The 18894-nt window shown below is 42.8% G+C and carries 19 protein-coding genes and 1 riboswitch; of the genes, 18 read left to right on the top strand and 1 reads right to left on the bottom strand.

Going from position 1 to position 18894, the window contains the following annotated elements; translation table 11 throughout:
- Positions 1-402 precede the first annotated feature (402 nt).
- From H514_RS0115740 to H514_RS0115680, 13 genes are all read left to right on the top strand, one after another.
- Positions 403-966 (top strand): hypothetical protein, encoded by a 564-nt coding sequence (locus tag H514_RS0115740; RefSeq protein WP_027447821.1) that lies wholly within the window; start codon positions 403-405, stop codon positions 964-966.
- Positions 967-1097: 131 nt separating this feature from the next.
- On the top strand, positions 1098-2141 hold the full coding sequence (spoIID, locus tag H514_RS0115735) for a stage II sporulation protein D (RefSeq protein WP_027447820.1): 1044 nt from the start codon (positions 1098-1100) through the stop codon (positions 2139-2141).
- A 169-nt stretch (positions 2142-2310) separates the two neighbouring features.
- The gene (locus H514_RS0115730; RefSeq protein WP_027447819.1) at positions 2311-3120 is read left to right on the top strand and encodes a M23 family metallopeptidase; all 810 of its coding nucleotides are present in this window, start codon (positions 2311-2313) and stop codon (positions 3118-3120) included.
- 433 nt (positions 3121-3553) lie between these two features.
- Complete coding sequence (locus tag H514_RS0115725) at positions 3554-4579, top strand: AimR family lysis-lysogeny pheromone receptor (RefSeq protein ID WP_027447818.1); 1026 nt, start codon at positions 3554-3556, stop codon at positions 4577-4579.
- Complete coding sequence (locus H514_RS0115720) at positions 4576-4821, top strand: hypothetical protein (protein WP_027447817.1); 246 nt, start codon at positions 4576-4578, stop codon at positions 4819-4821. Before H514_RS0115725 ends, H514_RS0115720 begins: the two co-directional genes overlap by 4 nt.
- Positions 4822-4847: 26 nt before the next feature.
- Positions 4848-5000 (top strand): hypothetical protein, encoded by a 153-nt coding sequence (locus H514_RS24740; RefSeq protein WP_154657394.1) that lies wholly within the window; start codon positions 4848-4850, stop codon positions 4998-5000.
- Between the two features lie 419 nt (positions 5001-5419).
- Complete coding sequence (spoIIID, locus tag H514_RS0115710; protein WP_027447816.1) at positions 5420-5704, top strand: sporulation transcriptional regulator SpoIIID; 285 nt, start codon at positions 5420-5422, stop codon at positions 5702-5704.
- 152 nt (positions 5705-5856) lie between these two features.
- Positions 5857-6858: a rod shape-determining protein gene (gene mreB, locus H514_RS0115705; protein ID WP_027447815.1), complete on the top strand. Its 1002-nt coding sequence runs from the start codon at positions 5857-5859 to the stop codon at positions 6856-6858.
- An 18-nt stretch (positions 6859-6876) separates the two neighbouring features.
- On the top strand, positions 6877-7707 hold the full coding sequence (locus H514_RS0115700) for a flagellar hook-basal body protein (RefSeq protein WP_027447814.1): 831 nt from the start codon (positions 6877-6879) through the stop codon (positions 7705-7707).
- Between the two features lie 13 nt (positions 7708-7720).
- Entirely contained in the window at positions 7721-8548 is an 828-nt protein-coding gene (locus H514_RS0115695; protein ID WP_027447813.1) for a flagellar hook-basal body protein, read from the top strand.
- 37 nt (positions 8549-8585) lie between these two features.
- Positions 8586-8924, top strand: coding sequence for a DNA-directed RNA polymerase subunit beta (locus H514_RS0115690; protein ID WP_036841765.1), 339 nt, complete (start codon positions 8586-8588; stop codon positions 8922-8924).
- A 10-nt stretch (positions 8925-8934) separates the two neighbouring features.
- Complete coding sequence (gene fabZ, locus H514_RS0115685; RefSeq protein ID WP_027447811.1) at positions 8935-9372, top strand: 3-hydroxyacyl-ACP dehydratase FabZ; 438 nt, start codon at positions 8935-8937, stop codon at positions 9370-9372.
- Positions 9373-10204: 832 nt separating this feature from the next.
- Positions 10205-10465, top strand: a complete 261-nt coding sequence (locus H514_RS0115680) for a hypothetical protein (protein ID WP_027447810.1) — start codon at positions 10205-10207, stop codon at positions 10463-10465.
- Positions 10466-10500: 35 nt separating this feature from the next.
- Here H514_RS0115680 and H514_RS0115675 read toward each other — a convergent pair whose 3' ends face one another.
- Positions 10501-10701: a hypothetical protein gene (locus tag H514_RS0115675; RefSeq protein ID WP_027447809.1), complete on the bottom strand. Its 201-nt coding sequence runs from the start codon at positions 10699-10701 to the stop codon at positions 10501-10503.
- A gap of 210 nt (positions 10702-10911) precedes the next feature.
- Here H514_RS0115675 and H514_RS24030 point away from each other — a divergent pair, with 210 nt between their 5' ends.
- From H514_RS24030 to H514_RS0115645, 5 genes are all read left to right on the top strand, one after another.
- On the top strand, positions 10912-11418 hold the full coding sequence (locus H514_RS24030; RefSeq protein WP_051255171.1) for a competence protein ComK: 507 nt from the start codon (positions 10912-10914) through the stop codon (positions 11416-11418).
- A gap of 71 nt (positions 11419-11489) precedes the next feature.
- Positions 11490-11573, top strand: a riboswitch (cyclic di-GMP riboswitch).
- Between the two features lie 28 nt (positions 11574-11601).
- A complete protein-coding gene (locus tag H514_RS24025) occupies positions 11602-13008 on the top strand; it encodes an Ig-like domain-containing domain (protein ID WP_051255170.1) in 1407 nt (468 codons plus the stop codon).
- A 423-nt stretch (positions 13009-13431) separates the two neighbouring features.
- Positions 13432-14313 carry a TetR/AcrR family transcriptional regulator gene (locus H514_RS0115655; protein ID WP_027447807.1) on the top strand — a complete coding sequence of 294 codons (882 nt, stop codon included), beginning with the start codon at positions 13432-13434 and terminating at the stop codon, positions 14311-14313.
- Positions 14314-14335: 22 nt separating this feature from the next.
- Complete coding sequence (locus H514_RS0115650; protein WP_027447806.1) at positions 14336-15691, top strand: efflux RND transporter periplasmic adaptor subunit; 1356 nt, start codon at positions 14336-14338, stop codon at positions 15689-15691.
- Positions 15692-18784 carry an efflux RND transporter permease subunit gene (locus H514_RS0115645; protein WP_027447805.1) on the top strand — a complete coding sequence of 1031 codons (3093 nt, stop codon included), beginning with the start codon at positions 15692-15694 and terminating at the stop codon, positions 18782-18784.
- Positions 18785-18894 lie beyond the last annotated feature (110 nt).

Raw genomic sequence — 18894 nt, 5'->3', positions numbered from 1 at the left:
CTGCTCATAAAGTGGTCAACCCGCTCATAAATCCCGGTAGCTGCTCATAAAGTGTTCAACCCGCTCATAAATCCCGGTAACTGCTCATAAAGTGTTCAACCCGCTCATAAATCCCAGTAGCCGCTCATAAAGTGTTCAACCCGCTCATAAATCCCGGTAAATGCTCATAAAGTGGTCAACCCGCTCATAAATCCCTGTAGCCGCTCATATAGTGTTCAACCTACTCACAAATCCAGCAAGAAGCTCATATAACCATCAACCCGCTCACAAAACCCAGCACCCACTCACAAACGCCCCACGCCTCTCCAACCCCCAGCCAAAAGTCCCGATCCCCCCAATCCCCGAAACCACACCCAGCACCCAACCGTAATACAACCAACACCCCAAAAAGGAGCATCCAAAATGATCATTTTCTTAATAAGCGTACTTCTCCTAATAGCTCTAATCTCATTCATATACTGGTTCAAACCATCCTCAGGCACAGGCGTGGACCTCAACCCAAAGGGATACGCCATAATCACAACGGTACTGGTCTTACTAGCTGCCTACGCAGGATACCAAGTCTACAACAACTGGCACCACGAGCAACGCTTCCAAGTCAGCCCTATAACAGAAGAACAGCAGGTTAAACTACAAGGCGAGAAGCAAGACCTCATGATGGTTAAAAAACAACCCATTAAGCAAAATAAAGCATATGAAGCCACATTCTTTCTATGGAACGAAGAAGACATTAAGCCTCAAAATCTAACGCTAAAAGCCGAAGAGAGGTTCTCTGGCGATAAAGTTCAACTGCAGATCCCAAAAGCAAAAGACCTCCCAAATGGAGCAGCAGAACTAAAACAAAAACTAGGCGCCAACACAGCCATACAAACCCAATTAGCCTTCCCATACTGGGGCATATGGGAAATCGCCATTTACCAAAACGAAGAAAAGCTAGGCGACCTTGTCATAGAAGTAATACGCTAACATGTCCGCCCCTCCAAGTCCCGGGAGCTTCCAAGCCAACAAGCCTTCCCCCCAATCAAAATTTCTAGTTCTACTATTCCCAACTCGTGTATAGATTTATTAGTAGAGTAACTAGAAAAGGGGGCTTCCATATGAAAGCATGGAAGGGGCCAGGACTTCTTCTAATCGGCACATTAGTGCTTATCATTCTTGTCGTTCCAACATTAATTGTGCTTCCATTTATTCAACCATCTGATCCGATCCAAGAAGTAGCAACAGAGGATTCAACAACACCAACCAAACCTGTCGAAACCTTGAAGGACTTCAATTTAGATGATCTTTCATCCTTCAGTGTGAATGTGTACAGGACGAAGGCAGAACAAGTTGAACAGGTGCCCCTAGAACTGTATGTGTCCCGCGTTGTCGCATCTGAAATGCCGGCTGATTTTGAATTAGAGGCACTTAAAGCACAATCGCTAGCCGCACGCACATACATCGTTCAGCATCTTATTAAATCTGAAGAAGACATTCCGGGGAACGCTCATGTAACCGATACAATCCAGCATCAGGTGTATAAGAACAACGATGAGTTGATAAAAGCATGGGGGCCGGATTATATTTGGAAGATGAACAAGATTAAGCAGGCTGTTGCAGAGACAAAGGGAGAAATCCTGACGTATGACGGATCTCCTATCACAGCTTCGTTCTTTTCAACATCAAACGGCTACACGGAAAACTCAGAAGATTACTGGGAGCACGAATTTCCTTACCTGAGAAGCGTAGAAAGCCCGTGGGACACAGACTCACCGAAGTATCTAGATCAAAAGGTATTTACAATGAGTGAGATTGAACAAAAACTAGGCGTACAACTTAAAGAAGATCATCCGATCATAACAAACATTACCAAAACCGAAAGCAAACGAATTAATACAGCAAAAGTAGGCGACAAAACGTTTACAGGACGAGAAATTCGTGAACAATTGAATCTAAAATCATCCGACTTTACCGTTCAACAAAAAGATCAATATATTATCTTCAAAACAAAAGGCTACGGTCACGGCGTTGGTATGAGCCAATATGGAGCAAACGGAATGGCTCAAGAAGGAAAAGGGTATAAGGATATTGTGGTTCATTATTACAATGATGTAGCCATCACAGAGATCGATACATTCCTGCCACAGATTGCATCCAGATAATGCTTATAGATGTTTAGCTCCAGCGATCCGTCAGGGTACTGGAGCTTTTCTTTAAATTAATATGCATAACCTAAGTCTTTTGTCGAAAACTAATTATAAAAAATTTTTTTCAAAAAGATGTATAGTTCTTCCTCTTTCTGATCAGAATGGTTGCTGAGGTGATGATGAAATGAGAGAGGAAGAAAACAAAAACGTTTCAAAAAACAACTGGAAACGGATTTTGCGTAAGAAATGGTTTTTCCCTAGTGTTTATTTAGTAGCAGCAGCTTTGATTTTGACAGGAGTTCTTTGGTATCAGAGTTCTTTAACCAATGTTGAAGATCTTGCTGATGATCAAGACAACCTTCAAAATGAAACAGACCAAATCGACTATGATAACCAGCCTGCAACACCTGTTATGGAGCTGAATGAAAACTTAAACATGCCACTTCATAACCGTGACCAAGCTGTTATCAAAACCAAGTTTTTCGATTATAGCGCAAGTGCAGAAGACCGTGAAAAAGCCCTTATTCTTTACGACAACCATTACTATCAAAGCGAAGGTGTAGACATCGCACGTGAAGATGGCGAATCTTTCGATGTTCTAGCATCTGCTACAGGTACAGTAACGGAAGTCAAAGAAGATCCACTACTGGGTAATGTAGTTGAAATTACACACCAAGATGGTCTTACAACTCGCTATATGAGCTTAGGTGACGTTCTTGTTGAAACAGGTGCTGAAGTAAATCAGGACGATGCAATTGGAACAGCTGGACAGAGTTTAATGGGACAAGCAAGCGGCGTACACGTACATTTTGAAGTCGTAAAAGATGGAAACAAAGTGAATCCTGAAACGTACTTCAACCAACCGCTAAGCAACATCTCAGTAGAAGATGAGAAGTCTGAGCAAAAGGATCAACCTGAAGAAGATAAGCAACCAGAAGACAAGAAAGAACCAAACGAAGATAGCGAATCATCCATTTCAATGACAAATACGTAAGCCTCGGCTTTCGCCAAAATCCTACCTGTTACAGGTAGGATTTTTTTATGACTTCTAAAGCGGAATCGTCCGGGTAGTGACGTATGGGCTGGACTGAGCCGTATGAGTTAAAGGAAACACGAAGAGCCCTGGCGATTCGATGTTGACTTAACGCAAGGAGGAAGAATGATCGACTAAAACCTTCACATCCTGTGACAACGTCGACCTGACCCACATCGTGTGGGCCCAAGCACACTAGTCACTGGACGATGGAGCTGGATGATGCTCCCCAGGATGCCGTCGATTACTGCAGAAAGTCTTGAAAGGTTTTGTCGACTACACACTTCTTTTGTCTAAAGTGTTTTTTCCTTCTGAAGAGTCTGGTAATTTTATCCTAACAAAGAAAAAAGATGTCTGAATTTGTATATATACGCTAAAGACAAGGTGGGTCGAGATGAGTGCAGTATTAAAAGATTTTAGAGATAGCAAAATGTCGTTATATGCAGTGAAAAAGATCTTAGTGAAGATGCACGATGAAAAAACTGCCATGATTCTATTGAAAGACTACTGCTTAGAATCAACCACACCAGAGGCAAGGCATCACGGTTTAGAACTTTTATTGATGAATGGATATTATGAGGAGTTCGAAACCCTTTTGAATATCAACAAGAAGTCCATCTTCGAGGAAGATCGTGTATGGGGAAAGTTATATGAACTACATTATAGAAATTTGAGGCACACACTATCCGATTCAGATATGTTAATGGAGTTAAAGAAAATAGCTCCCTTAAATGAAGAACAAGAATGCTTTCATACCTTCTTAAAAATTTATAGTAATTATGAGATGCGTCGCTATGGTGTGTGGGCCTTTTTGAATGAGAAACTTTCAGAGGGTTTAAGCCAATTGCAACCTTCTCTTTTGTTGGAATTTTATCAAATGAGAAGTAAAGAAATTCTATTTCGTTATCATTGGAGAAAAAATGAACTTATTATTGCGCGAAAATATGGATTTGAAATTATCAATCATAGACAAATATCTCCGACACGCATGTCACGAGTGCACATTATATTAGCTCTATCATATGTGTTTGAAGGATATGATCAGAGTGTTTATCACTTAAATGAAGCATTAAAGCTAGCGAAGAAATTTGAATTACCTAAGATTGAACAGCTAGTGAAACAACATAATCTACCTTTTGTATCAGCCTACCATGGCGTTCCGGAAGGGATTGAAACCGATAGTTTACCTGAACAGGCCCATTTAGCAATCGCTAGAGGGGACAGAGAAAAAGCTATCAAAATCCTGAGCTCTTTTGAAACCCTAACGCCTTTCCAAAAGTATTACCTTGGTCTAGCAAAAATGGACAAGCAGTTATTAGTCCAATCCTATAACAGTTTTGTAAATGAAGAGAGTCATTACTTTTATGCAAGACTTCCGTTACAAGCGTTAAACCACATGAACATAGGAGGAATTAGATGAAGAAGTTAATGGTAATGGGAATGACGTCACTGATGGCACTAGTATTACTAATAGGAGGTTTTAATGTAATGGATGTGCAAGCAGAAGAAGGTCCTCAGTTCCAAGATCCAGTCGAGCCTCCGATCAAGGTGTATTCTGATCCGGTAGAACCTCCAATCAAGGTAATTATGCAATATGATCCGGTAGAACCTCCAATTAAGGTGATTATGCAAAATGATCCAGTAGAACCACCGATCAAATAGGATAATCTTAAAAGGGAGAGAGTATTATGAAGAACATAATAATCAAATGTTTTATTATGGCAGTGATACTTGTTGGTATTGGTTCTTATTCTAATGTAACCGTAGAAAAGATGAATCAGTCTTTTGATATTGGCCCTATTCAAATCATGAAAGATCCTGACACAGGTGGTATGGGATAGAAATCGAAATAAAGTTTATGAAAGTAACGGAAAGCATTGCATAAAGTAATTATAAATCGAAAATCAAAAGGACTTTTCCAGGCTTTAGAACTTACCTGGGAAGGTCTCTTTTTCTGTGAATTTAATTCCCTCGTAAAAAACAACAGCCTGTACCCCTTGTCCCACAAGACTTTTTAATCATAAACCGCTCAACCCTCACATAATCTGATACAAACCCAGTAATGGAGGGTTCAAAAGGGAGGACAAAACTATCCCTTTTGGATCCCTCAATTAGGGAAGGTTTGAGGTGAGAGGGAAAAGGATTACCTCAAGATACCTAGAAACACATCCATCTTAGAACTGGCAGGCATTACATATATCTATATTCAACCTTGTCTCATTTCACACCTTTGACATCCAACTATCAGGAGGCGAGTGGTGTGCACGATTACATCAAAGAGCGAACGATCAAGATCGGGAAATATATCGTGGAGACGAGAAAAACCGTTCGAGTGATTGCGAAGGAATTTGGAGTCTCAAAGAGCACGGTTCATAAGGATTTAACAGAGCGGTTGCCGGACATTAATCCCGAGTTAGCTAATGAAGTGAAGGAGATTTTGGACTATCATAAAGCAATTCGACATCTGCGAGGCGGGGAAGCAACAAAAAACAAATACAACAAAGATAAGTTACCTGAAGAAGAGCCCGCCAATACTGCAGGATAACCTTGTGATCCTCCCAAATACCTAATTCTTTTGAAACAGAAACTTTTTTATCTTCTAATGACAAATTTTGCTGAAATGTGTGATAAAATAAAGTATTAGAAGATTAATGTTCTCGGAAGGAATAGTATTTAAGCAGGGAGGATCAACGTCACATGTTTGCAAGGGATATCGGGATTGACCTAGGTACAGCGAATGTATTAATTCATGTTAAAGGAAAAGGTATTGTCTTGAATGAGCCATCTGTAGTGGCTATGGATCGTAATTCAGGGAAAGTTCTGGAGGTCGGTGATGAAGCCCGTCGTATGGTGGGACGTACACCAGGCAATATTGAAGCGATTCGTCCACTAAAAGATGGCGTTATTGCAGATTTTGATGTAACAGAAGCAATGCTTAAGCACTTTATTAATAAAATAAATGTACGAGGCTTTTTATCCAAGCCCCGTATGCTGATCTGCTGCCCAACAAACATAACGAAAGTTGAGCAAAAAGCGATCAAAGAAGCGGCTGAGAAAAGCGGCGGAAAGAAAGTTTACTTAGAAGAAGAACCGAAAGTAGCTGCTATTGGAGCAGGTATGGATATTTTCCAACCAAGCGGTAACATGGTAATTGATATCGGCGGTGGTACCACGGATATTGCGGTTCTTTCCATGGGCGATATTGTCACCGCCTCATCGATTAAGATGGCCGGAGATAAATTTGATAATGAAATTCTTCAATACATTAAGAAAGAGTACAAACTTCTGATCGGAGAGCGTACGGCTGAAGATATTAAGGTGAACGTAGCAACGGTATTCAAAGGTTCACGCCACGAGCAAATTGATATTCGAGGTCGTGACATGGTTTCTGGATTACCTCGCACGATCACCGTTTACTCGGAAGAAATTGAACAAGCTCTACAAGAATCCGTTTCTTTAATTGTTCAAAATTCTAAGCAGGTTCTTGAACGTACACCACCTGAATTATCTGCTGACATCATTGACCGCGGTGTAATTTTAACTGGCGGTGGTGCGCTGTTACATGGTCTTGATCAATTGCTATCAGAAGAGCTTAAGGTCCCTGTTTTAGTTGCCGAAGAGCCAATGAACTGTGTTGCAAAAGGGACAGGCATCATGCTCGAAAACATTGATAAACTACCAAAAGATAGCATTGTTTAAAAACAGGGGGGAAGTACGTTGCTAAGAGGATTTTATACAGCAGCATCCGGAATGCTCACACAGCAAAGGCGTCAAGAAACCCTATCCAATAACCTATCGAACGTTACAACACCTGGATACAAAGCAGATCAGGGTTCTGTACGTGCTTTTCCAGAGATGCTGATCGAACGTATGGAAAGTAAATCACTACCAACATCCAAAACTATAAATCTACCTATGCGAAGCGAAGTGGGTCCTTTGAGTACCGGTACGTACTTACAAGAGACAGCTCCTGACTTCACACAAGGTGATCTTCGAAATACAGGTGTTTCGACTGACATGGCCTTAATGAACGGGAACTTTCCAGATGAAAATGGGTCTGTGTTTTTCACGGTAAGAGGTCAGGATGGAGAGCCACGCTACACACGTAGTGGAAACTTCACGGTAGATGGACAAGGTTTTCTTGTTTCACAGAGCGGCGCTTATGTCTTAGATCAACAAGGCAATCGCGTTCAAACAGGCGGACAAGAATTTACGGTATCACCTGAAGGCGTTCTGCAAATTGAGGGTGGCGAAACACAACTTGGAATTTCTTATACAAATGATGTTTATCAGCTTGTCAAAGAGGGAAATGATCTATTCCGATATAATGAAGAAGGGGAAGGACAAGCCCCTGTCAACGCAAGAACAGCTGAAGGCGTGACATTCGGAGTGAAACAAAATGCCCTCGAAGGATCCAATGTAGATCCAGCTCGCACGATGACTGAAATGATGAGTTCATATCGTTTATTCGAGACGAACCAAAAAGTATTAAAAGCCTATGACCAAAGCATGGACAAGGCTGTAAACGAAATTGGTCGAGTCAGATAGGGAGGGTTCCTAAATGTTACGTTCTTCTATGCAAGCGGCCGTAACGATGGGCCAGCTGCAAAATAAACTGGATTTAATCGGAAACAATTTATCCAATATGAATACACCCGGCTATAAAAGCCGCCAAGCAGATTTTTCATCCCTCTTGATTCAACAAATGGACAACCTTGATGACGAGGGAGAAAACGCAAATCGCACCACACCAGATGGCATCCGAATTGGATCAGGTGCTTATTTAGCCAGTACAGATCTGGATATGAAGCAAGGATCCATTAAGCAAACAGGCCGCCCTCTTGATGTTGCGATCATGAATGAAAATCATATGTTTCAGGTTCAACGCACTGAAAATGGACAAGCCACCACAATGTACACTAGAGATGGATCATTCTCCTTTCAACCGATTAATGAGAATGAAGTGATGCTTGTTACATCGAATGGCAACCCTGTTCTAGGTGAAGATGGACCGATTCGATTACAAAACAATTTTGAGTCCTTTACGATCCGAGAAAATGGAGAAATTGCTGTAGAACGTAATGGAGAAACGGCAGTTGAGGCAAGACTAAATGTAGTCAATGCTTCACGACCGCGATTACTTGAAGCAGCAGGTCAAAACCTTTTCCGTTTACCGGATTTAGAGGAATTAGGATACAATCAGCAAGAAATCATTGAAGCGGTTGGAGCCAATGATGTACGCTTGCAGCAAGGTGCATTAGAATCGTCCAATGTGGATATGGGAAAACAAGTAACAGACATGCTTTCGACACAACGCGCTTATCAATTCAACAGTCGCTCGATCGCTATGGGTGACCAAATGATGGGCCTAATCAATCAATTACGTTAATCCACATAGATGAAATGAACGATAAGGAGTCTGTACAATGCCTGACAAAAAAGAGCCAATCAGTCGTAGTGAACGACGCGAACTGAATAAAGAAAACCAAAAGAAAGAGCGCCAACAGGAAAAAGAACAAAAGAAAAAACAAAAAGAAGAAGCCAAGAAGCAAAAAGAAAAGCAAAACGACGAGAAACCGAAAAAGTATCGCCGTCGTATCTTACCCATTTGGCTACGCATCATTATTGTTTTTGTCATCTGCGCGCTTGCTTTATTGACTGGTTTAATGATTGGTTATGGTATTATTGGAGACGGAAATCCAACTGACGCCTTGAAAATTGACACGTGGCAACATATCATTGATATCGTAACCAAAACCGAATAGGAGGATCATCATGCTCGATATCCAAGACATTCAAGAGATTATCCCACACCGATATCCGTTTCTTTTAGTGGATCAAGTAACTGAATTAGAAGAAGGCCAACGCGCTGTAGGTAAGAAAAACGTAACCATCAACGAACCATTTTTCCAAGGCCACTTCCCAAGCTACGCAGTAATGCCAGGCGTTCTTGTAGTAGAAGCACTAGCTCAAGTAGGAGCAGTAGCGATGCTAAAGAAAGAAGAGAACCGAGGCCGCTTAGCGTTCTTTACAGGCATCGACAAATGCCGTTTCAAACGCCAAGTCGTCCCAGGTGACACCCTTACTTTAGAAGTAGAGATCGTCCGAGCAAAAGCAAGCATCGGCAAAGGAAAAGCCAAAGCCACAGTAGACGGCGAACTTGTATGCGAAGCGGAAATCATGTTTGCTCTAGGGGAAAAAGAAGAAGAATAAATGATGAAGAAAGCCTGTCCGGGAATGGACAGGCTTTTTTGGTTTTTTACTTTTTAATATGAAGGGAAGAATCGCACGCCCGAGGGGGAGAATCCCACGCGCGGAAAAGAGAATCGTACGCCCGAGGAGGAGAATCCCACGCGCGGAAAAGAGAATCGCACGCCCGAGTAGGAGGATCCCACGCGCGGAAAAGAGAATCGCACGCCCGAGGAGGAGAATCCCACGCGCGGAAAAGAGAATCGCACGCCCGAGGAGGAGGATCCCACGCGCGGAAAAGAGAATCGCACGCCCGAGTAGGAGGATCCCACGCGCGGAAAAGAGAATCGCACGCCCGAGGAGGAGAATCCCACGCGCGGAAAAGAGAATCGCACGCCCGAGTAGGAGAATCCCACGCGAGGAAAAGAGAATCGCACGCCCGAGTAGGAGAATCCCACGCTCGAAGAGAAGAACTAACGCGCACGAGCAAAAACATACGCAAGTGAATATACACCTCTAATGAAATATAGTTAGCTCTTTTCAAGATGATCGCCTCACTTACTTATCCCACTCCCCTTTTGTATATAAAACTTTTCGAAAACCATGAATAATTCCTCAGAATAAGCAAACTCTAGAGAAAAGCTCTTCTATTGGCACGTAATATGAACAACTTCCTAAAATAAGGGGAGGTTGCACATCTAAAGTCCTGAATTCATGCTAACTTGTTTAAAAGTTGAACCATGTGGAATAACACTACCACAAACATCTTAGAGGAAAAAATTCCAAATAAGATGCTCCCCTAATGCCAAATAGAAAAGCGAAACATAAAGGTACAGACAACAAGGAGGATATTATTATGAAAAAGAATTGGATTGCAAAACTAGGTACATCAGCTTTAGCACTATCTCTAATCGCAGCTTGTGGAACAGATGAGCAGAACCCACCACCAGAAGAAGATCAGCAACAAGAAGAACAAAATGGTGGCGAGAATGGTGACATGGGTAACGGTGAAAATGGTGAAGATAAGAATAAAGAAGATGGAATGAACGGCGAAGACGGCGGTACAACTGAAGAAAACCAAGGTAATGAAGATACTATGACAGAAGAAGAAGAATAAAGTAAAAAAACAACGCCAACCCTGGCGTTGTTTTTTTAGGCCTTCCGATCAACCACGTTCCCTAAAGTAGGGTGTCCCTTTTCTGCTTCTGCATTAGATGGTGAGTCATTAATGATATGTATAAGTCCATCTCCGTTTACTTTTTCTTTGCGAATAGCTTTATCCATTGAAGATAATTGCGTATTGTGGTTAAGTTGATTCTGGCCAAACCCCTTCTGATTGCTTGGGATATTCACATTATCCCTCCCCCTCAATCCATATCCTAATTATACCAAAATTTAAAAATTGGTTACACAAGTTATTCCAATATATTACCAATTGGTCAAATGGTCGGATTCGGAACAAAAATTTTTCTCATAATGACAAATTACGACAACTTTCTAAAATAATATCTAGTAAAATCGCATCACTACTTAGAAAATTTTAGTAATTTGGGAGGAATATGGGTGGCAGAGGTATTGAAGAAAAGTTATGTGGTGAATGAAAGGACAAAAGCAATTTTAATAAATCCAGATCCAATGTATCCAACAAAAATTTTGGAGGACCATCAGGTTTTGCTATGTAAACAAACTCCAAAAGAGATCGTCAACCAATCATGTTTACTAGGAGGTTCAACACTCCGAGGTAGGCGACTTGCTATGGAAAAGATGTTACATACAAAATCAAAGCTCCCAATTCCAGTGAAGCCGAACGAAGGCATTTTTTTATTTCCAACACGATCCCCACGAAGCGTCTACTGCGAATGGATATCATTCTTTCATGTAAAGCAATTCCACGAAATGAAAGGAACAAAAGGTAGCACCGTTTACTTCAGCGATGACACAGAACTTCACATTCCAACCTCAGGCTTCTCAGTCCGCAGACAAATGCAACTAACAGGCTTGGCCATTGCAACGTTCTATAAAAATGAAATTTGTGGAAGAAGAACAGATAGAGATCGATTTATACCATAAATTGTCACACTATTAGAACAATTGGTGTATTTTGCTTATAATTACTATTCATGCCATACCCCCTAGTGTTACAATGGGAATGGTACAAACGGAGAAATCTGTTGTCACAAAGCTATAGGGGCTAAGGGGACAACCTATGCCTGCCAGCTGCCATTGCCACAATATTTTAAGGGAGGAACGGTAATGAAAAAGCATTCGAACAAAATTTTTTCCGTATTGGCATCATCTTTAATTGTCTTATCCGCACCAACTGTCACTTTAGCAGACACTGACGATCTTAAAGATCAGGAAGGAAAGCAAAAGTGGGAGCAGAAAGAAAAGGAGCTCAAAAAATGGGCTGATGAAATGAAGCGCGATGACAAATGGGAAAAAGAAAAAGAACGAGCTCAAGAGAAATTAGAAGAAGTACGAGAAAAATTAGAAGAAAAGAAAAAAGAAATCCGTGAAAAGCTAGAAGAAAAACACGCAAAAGCTGTCGAAAAACGCTTTGACCTACTAAATAAACGATTAGATAAAATCGAAGAACATATCGAAAAAATAAATGACGTAATGGAAGAATACTTCGAAAAAGAGCTGGATGACGAAGAAGACTCCGAAGAAGAATCCGACGAAAACACTCAAGATGGTACCGATGAAGGTTCCACAGAAGATGGAGAAGAAACAGACTCTGAAGACGACTCCACAGAAGATGGGGAAGAAACAGACTCTGAAGACGACTCTACAGAAGACGGAGAAGAAACAGACTCTGAAGCAGACTCTACAGAAGACGGAGAAGAAACAGATTCTGAAGACGACTCCACAGAAGACGGAGAAGAAACAGATTCTGAGGAAGACTCCACAGAGGACGGAGAGGAAACAGATTCTGAAGAGGGCTCCACAGAAGATGGAGAAGAAACAGATTCTGAAGAAGACTCCACAGAAGATGAAGAAGAGTCCGATTCAGATGAAGAATCTGATGAAGACGAAGAAGAATCTGAATCTGATGACGAGGAAGAAGTCGTAGACGAAGATGAAGAGAAAGAAGAAGAGGAAGAACTAGAAGGCTACGACGAACGTGCTCATAGTTTCTCAGGTAAACTTGATGCCCAGTTACATAAACTGGATGCCATGGACAATTACTTTGACAAACTGGATCAGTGGGCTGAGCGCAAAGCTGGAAAAGACCTAGAACTTGATGCTGTTACTGAGGTGCAAGAACGTATCGACGAACTACGCAGTGAGGTAGAAGCTTCTAAAGAGCGTCTTGCAGAATGGCAAAAAGAAATGAAAGAAAAAGTAGACCAAGAGGAAGATAAAGAGGAGCTTGAAGAACGCGAACAAGTTGAGCAAGACAAGGTTTGGAGCGTTAACTTCAACAAAGAGCTTTCCCAAGAAGCTGTAGACTCCATGAACTTCCTTGTATTCGACCAGGACATGAATGTGGTACCAGTTACGGCTGAATACGATGCAGAAAACACATCTGTATCCATCACACCTGAGAAGAGTTACGAATCAGGCAAAACGTACACACTATTCATCGCAAAAGACGTCCAAGACGAAAGCGGCCTTTCCCTGAAAAACGCTGTTCAGATGGACTTTACTATTGAATAATTACTAAAGATGGAAACCCGTTGCCGAGGCAACGGGTTTTTGTTTGGTTAGGGATGGGGGCGCCTGAATCGCCTGAATATAGAGCAAGAGCGCCTGCATTTCTCAAAGATAGCCTGAAAACAATTGAAGACCGCCTGAACCCACTCACTTTGCGCCTGAATCCCCAAGAAGACCGCCTGCATCCAGCACCAAACCGCCTGAACCCCCGCCCCGCCAGCCCGCGTAACCCCCATCCCACCAAAATCTTCACAAAACCTTACCAATCCCCACCCCCAACAAACATTGCCAAACCCACCCAAAAATAGTATAGTAATGATTGTGACTGACTGGTCAGAACAAAACCTGAACGGTCACCTACAAACCATTCGAATCAAGACGTAATACCCAACCAACAAAACCCTTCCCAAAGAAAGGAAGCTACATATGAACGAAAAAAAGAAAAAACTACTCGAGACAGGAATGAAGCTCTTCGCCCAAAAAGGCTTCCATGCCACTTCGATCCAAGAAATCGCCGATAAAAGCGGCGTATCCAAAGGGGCGTTTTATCTTCACTTTCAATCCAAAGAAGATCTAACACTTAACATCCATGACTACTATTACAAAGGCATGATGGAAAAAGTTTGGGCAGTCAAACAGCGCGAGGATCTGACACCAAAAGAATCACTCGCTCAACAACTACAAGTCCTTCTCAAAGACTTTATGAAAAACAAAGACTTCATCATCATGCACATGCGTGACAACGTCAATCTCACACCAGATAGCAAGCAATTCATCCAAGATATGCGAAAACAAAGTTTCCGCTGGACGAGTGAAAACCTTCTCCAAATATATGGTGACGAACTCAAACCTCACATCGTAGACGCATCTATCCTGCTAGAAGGCATGCTCCAAAGCTACTTCAAATGGATGATTATCGACGAAGTAGACTTGGATCACGTTTCGCTATCGAACTTTCTTGTGCGTCGAATGGATGATGTCATTCAGGGAATTCTAAGCGAAAACGAAGATCCGCAAATTCCGCTAGAAAAAGTTTTGGAACATTTTCCTACTGATGAACGTAAAGACACTGATCAACAAATACGCGATCAATTGATTCATATCCGAACGCAGCTACAAAACATAGACCTAACAAAAGAAAAACAAGATGAACTTGAAAACGTGTTAGGCGTATTACATGAAGAGTTAGAAAAAGAGAATCCACAACCGATTGTTTTTCAGGGGATGCTTGCCCATTTTAAAAACATCCCAGAATTGCAACGTTACTGCGAGAAAATAGCTGAAAAACTCGGCATTAAGCTCATTTAAACAGAGAAGGGGAGTACGGAAAGTGAAGAAAAATCTCATCATGGGTCTCATGCTGCTGGTGATGCTCATTATCAGCGCATGCTCACAAGAAACCCAATCAGGCGAAGAAAAAGAAGAGAGAATCACCCCAGTAGAAACGGCACTTGTCTCTAAAGGGAATCTTCAAGTAGAAAAAGAAGTCATCGGCCGCGCCATGCCAGACACCAACATCGGCATAGTACCGAAAGCTAATGGCGAACTAATCCAACTAAACGTAGCGCGTGGCGATACAGTTGAAAAAGGCCAAGTCATCGGCCGTGTAGATGCTGGAAACGCTCAAGAAAATGTAGAGCTTCAAGAAATCGCTCTACGTCAAGCACGTTCCCAGTTAAAATCTGCACAAAATCAAAAAGATCAAGCCCAACAAGGTCTTCAGGATGCTCAAGAGCGTCTAAAACAAGCCAAAATCCAAAATGAAAACAATGATACGAGCTCATCCGTAGGCGTAGATAATGCTCTTATCCAGTTCCAAGACGCCCAACGTAATGAACAACGCATGAAAGAACTATACGAAGAAGGCGCTGTTTCCTTGCAAAAATATGAGCAAGCACAAGTGCAAGCTCAACAAGCTGAAAACCAATTAGAACAAGCACGAAAAAGCCTGCAAACCGGCAACTCATCAGGCCAATCATCCTTGCAGCAAGCGAAAATTGGTGTAACGCAAGCACAGCAACAACTCGACAACGCACAAATAAGCGTGGAGCAAGCTCAGCTACAGGTTGAGCAGGCCCAAGTTCAACTGCGCCAGGCACGTAATCAGGCAGCAGACACATCGATCACAGCGACAGCAACAGGCGAAGTCGTGCAAGTGAACGCTGAAGTGGGCGATATGGTATCGAATCAACAGCCAATCGCAACAGTCGTAAACCTGAACCCAATCAAAGTAGATGCAACCGTTGCAGCTGAAGAACTTCCGCTTTTTAAAAAAGGTAAAGATATTCCGGCATATATCAACCCGATCGAATTAGAGGAGCAGGCAAACGTTTCTTACATTTCACCTGTTACAAACGATAGTGGACTCTACCCAATTGAAGCGGTCATCGCCAATTCAAACAGCCAAATCAAACCAGGCATGATGGTCACGCTTCAACTGCCAGAAATCACTGTGGAAAACAGCATCCTAGTTCCAACCTCAGCAGTCATTGAAGAAAATGATGAAGCTTTTGTCTATATTATTGAAGAAGAACGTGCGAAGAAAACACCTGTCACCATCGTACGTACGCAATCCGATATTACTGCCGTGAAAGGAGAGCTTTCTGAAGGCGACCAGGTCGTGATCAAAGGACAGCTAACCCTTGCAGATGGTAACAAAGTCAGCATTATGAAGGAGGACGAATAAGTGAAACTTGTCGATACCTCCGTCAAACGCCCAGTTGGGGTGTTTATGATCGTTGTTGCGATCTTAGCTCTTGGTTTCGTTTCACTGAGAGACCTAACGATCGACCTATACCCAGAGATCGATCTCCCAATTGCGGTCGTTTCAACAAGCTATGAAGACGCAGCACCACAAGAAGTCGAAAAACTTGTCAGTCGACCGATCGAATCAGCGGTTAGCTCGATTGAAGGAATGGACACCGTGCAATCGCAATCTCAACCAGGAACATCCATGGTGATCATGATGTTCAATAACGGTGTTGATCTCGATAACGCACTCCTGGACGTCCGGGAAAAAGTCGACCAAGTAAAAGGAATGCTGCCAGAAGGAGCGAATGAACCGAGCGTACTTCGTTTTGACCCGCAGCAGATCCCAGTTATGTGGTTAGGTCTTACAGGTCAGGACAAAGCAAAACTTCAAACACTAGCAGAAGATCGCCTCGTCCCTTATTTTGAACGTCAAGGCGGAGTAGGCTCAGTCAGCATTGAAGGTGGAAAAACACGTGAGGTTCAAGTCGAGCTGAAACGTTCTCAGCTCGCCAAGTTCGGACTAACATCGCAAACTCTTGTTCAGGCCATTAACGCCGCCAACCAATCCACATCAGCTGGTGTGATTGAAAAAGGCGACCAGGACCTACAAGTTCGAATCGAGGGTGAATTCGAATCCGTTAAGGATGTGCGTGACACCATCATTACGACACCTACAGGAGCACAACTCGAACTTCAAGATGTTGCGAATATCGAAGACACATTCAAAGACGTAACATCCATAACAACCGTAAACGGAAAATCATCCGTTGTCCTATCCGTCCTTAAAAAGACAGATGGAAACACAGTAGAAGTAGCAGATAACATGTACGCTGCAATGGAGGATATGAAAGAGGATCTACCAGACGACGTCAATCTCGACATCGTGTTTGATACCTCCACGTTCATCAAGCAGTCCATTGATTCCGTCGTACAAAATATTATTCTCGGAGGCATTTTCTCCGTTCTTATATTACTTTTGTTCCTAAAAAGTATCCGAGCAACGATCGTTATCGGGATCTCGATTCCAATTGCGATTATCTCAACATTCACGCTCATGTACTTTACAGGCAACACCCTAAACGTACTAACCATGGGTGGATTGGCCCTAGGTATCGGTATGATGGTAGACAGCTCCATCGTCATTTTAGAAAATATCGTTTCATATCGACAGCATGGATACACGTTAAAAGAAGCGGCAAAACAAGGTGCTTCCGAGCTTGCGCCAGCCGTTATCGCATCAACGACTACAACACTCGTGGTCTTTTTACCGATTGTATTCGTAGAAGGAATCGCATCCGAATTGTTCACGCCACTTGCGTTGACCGTATCGTTTGCTTTAGTCGCATCCCTGATCGTGTCCATCACGCTCATCCCGATGCTATCTTCTAAACTACTAACAAAAGCCATGCAAGATAACGGCCGACGTTACTGGTTTGATCGATTTATGGATCGCGTGAATGGCGGATATCGCTCAACGCTACGCTGGGTACTAAACCATCGTAAAACGACTGTATTTGGAACACTCCTGGCTGTGGTAGCGAGCTTAGCGATCACGCCATTACTCGGAACGGAATTTATTCCGCAATCCGACCAGGGACAAATTGAAATCACAGTCGAAGCGCCAAGCGGTACATCGCTACAAGGCACAGAGGACATCACGAACCAAATCGATGAAAAATTACAGCCGTATGAAGAGATTATCGAATCAAATTATCTCAGCATTGGTGGCGGAGGTTTTGAAGGATTCTCTTCTACATCCAACGAGGCTACCTATACAATTCAGCTTATCTCACCTGATGATCGCGAACGCACAACTGCTGAAGTGATGCAGTCGATCGATACAGATCTACAAAATATCGTAGGAGCAGAGATTACCGTTAGTGAAATGGCTGCCGGTATAGGCGGTGGCTCACCAGTCTCCATCCAAATTAATGGTGACGACTATGACGTTTTAAAAGAACTTGCACAACAAGTGACCTGGGTTATTTCTGATGTAGAAGGCGTACACAACCCTGAATCATCCGCATCAGAAGGACGACCAGAAATACAAGTAGAAGTCGATCGAGATAAAGCAGCTCAATACGGCTTAACCTACCAACAAGTTATGACGCAGGTTCAAATGGGCTTTAGCGGCCAGGTCGCAACTCGTTTCCGTGAAAGTGGAGATGAAATTGACGTTCGCTTAATGCTACCAGAGGAAGAGCGCCAAACAATCAGTGACTTAGAAACACTAAAAATCCAAACGCAAGATGGCACGATGATCCCACTTGCAACCGTTGCTGAACTGAAACAAGTACAGGGACCAGTCACACTTTTACGTGAAAATCAGCAACGCCAGGTGAACGTAACAAGTGACATCGTCGATCGCGACCTAGGAAGCATCACAGCGGACATTCGCGAAGAGCTAAGTACGATGAACTTCCCAGAAGGCTATTCGTACAAAATCGGAGGCCAGGCAGAAGATATGGCTGAATCCTTCGGTGACTTAGCACTTGCACTCGTGTTCTCAATCTTCCTTGTGTACGCAGTAATGGCAATCCAATTTGAGAACTTCCTATATCCATTCGTCATCATGTTCTCCATGCCAGCAACCGTGGTCGGTGTACTCGGTGGCCTATTCATCACAGGATTACCACTAAGTATCCCAGCCGTCATCGGAGTCATCATGCTCGCCGGTATCGTCGTCAACAACGCGATCGTACTCGTGGATTATATCAATATTGTCCGCAGACGTGGCGTCGATCGCTTCGAAGCCATTTTAGAAGCAGGACCAAGCCGTATGCGCCCAATCCTGATGACAACACTGACAACCGTACTCGGCATGATCCCACTGGCACTAGGACTAGGCCAAGGAGCAGAAGCGCAACAACCAATGGCCGTAACCATCATCTTCGGTCTAACGGTATCCAGCTTCTTTACACTACTCCTGATCCCAGTTGTGTACACATACTTGGATGACCTATCTGGAAAAGTTGTAGGGTTCTTTCAAAAGAGATCGAAGAAAAAAGAAGAAAGCGTGACAGAATAAAAAGAAAAGCGCATGCGCCCGTTTAGCAACTATGGGACTGGACTGAGTCCGTAGTTAAGATAAAGGAAACACGATGAGCCTAGGCGAATCGATGTTGACTTATCGTACGG

This window comes from Pontibacillus marinus BH030004 = DSM 16465 (genome assembly GCF_000425225.1).
GTDB classification, from domain to species: Bacteria; Bacillota; Bacilli; order Bacillales; family BH030062; genus Pontibacillus; species Pontibacillus marinus.
The sequence above is the reverse complement of the archived record's forward strand: the minus strand, read 5'-3'. Positions and strand labels throughout refer to the sequence as shown.

Excerpts from the sequence above, each read along its gene's own strand:
- H514_RS0115695 (WP_027447813.1), top strand. The coding sequence starts at position 7,721 with ATGTTACGTTCTTCTATGCAAGCGGCCGTAACGATGGGCCAGCTGCAA.
- H514_RS24740 (WP_154657394.1), top strand. The coding sequence starts at position 4,848 with ATGAAGAACATAATAATCAAATGTTTTATTATGGCAGTGATACTTGTT.
- H514_RS0115740 (WP_027447821.1), top strand. The coding sequence starts at position 403 with ATGATCATTTTCTTAATAAGCGTACTTCTCCTAATAGCTCTAATCTCA.
- spoIID (WP_027447820.1), top strand. The coding sequence starts at position 1,098 with ATGAAAGCATGGAAGGGGCCAGGACTTCTTCTAATCGGCACATTAGTG.
- H514_RS0115680 (WP_027447810.1), top strand. The coding sequence starts at position 10,205 with ATGAAAAAGAATTGGATTGCAAAACTAGGTACATCAGCTTTAGCACTA.
- fabZ (WP_027447811.1), top strand. The coding sequence starts at position 8,935 with ATGCTCGATATCCAAGACATTCAAGAGATTATCCCACACCGATATCCG.
- mreB (WP_027447815.1), top strand. The coding sequence starts at position 5,857 with ATGTTTGCAAGGGATATCGGGATTGACCTAGGTACAGCGAATGTATTA.
- H514_RS24025 (WP_051255170.1), top strand. The coding sequence starts at position 11,602 with ATGAAAAAGCATTCGAACAAAATTTTTTCCGTATTGGCATCATCTTTA.
- H514_RS0115655 (WP_027447807.1), top strand. The coding sequence starts at position 13,432 with ATGAACGAAAAAAAGAAAAAACTACTCGAGACAGGAATGAAGCTCTTC.
- H514_RS0115730 (WP_027447819.1), top strand. The coding sequence starts at position 2,311 with ATGAGAGAGGAAGAAAACAAAAACGTTTCAAAAAACAACTGGAAACGG.
- H514_RS0115720 (WP_027447817.1), top strand. The coding sequence starts at position 4,576 with ATGAAGAAGTTAATGGTAATGGGAATGACGTCACTGATGGCACTAGTA.
- H514_RS0115690 (WP_036841765.1), top strand. The coding sequence starts at position 8,586 with ATGCCTGACAAAAAAGAGCCAATCAGTCGTAGTGAACGACGCGAACTG.
- H514_RS0115725 (WP_027447818.1), top strand. The coding sequence starts at position 3,554 with ATGAGTGCAGTATTAAAAGATTTTAGAGATAGCAAAATGTCGTTATAT.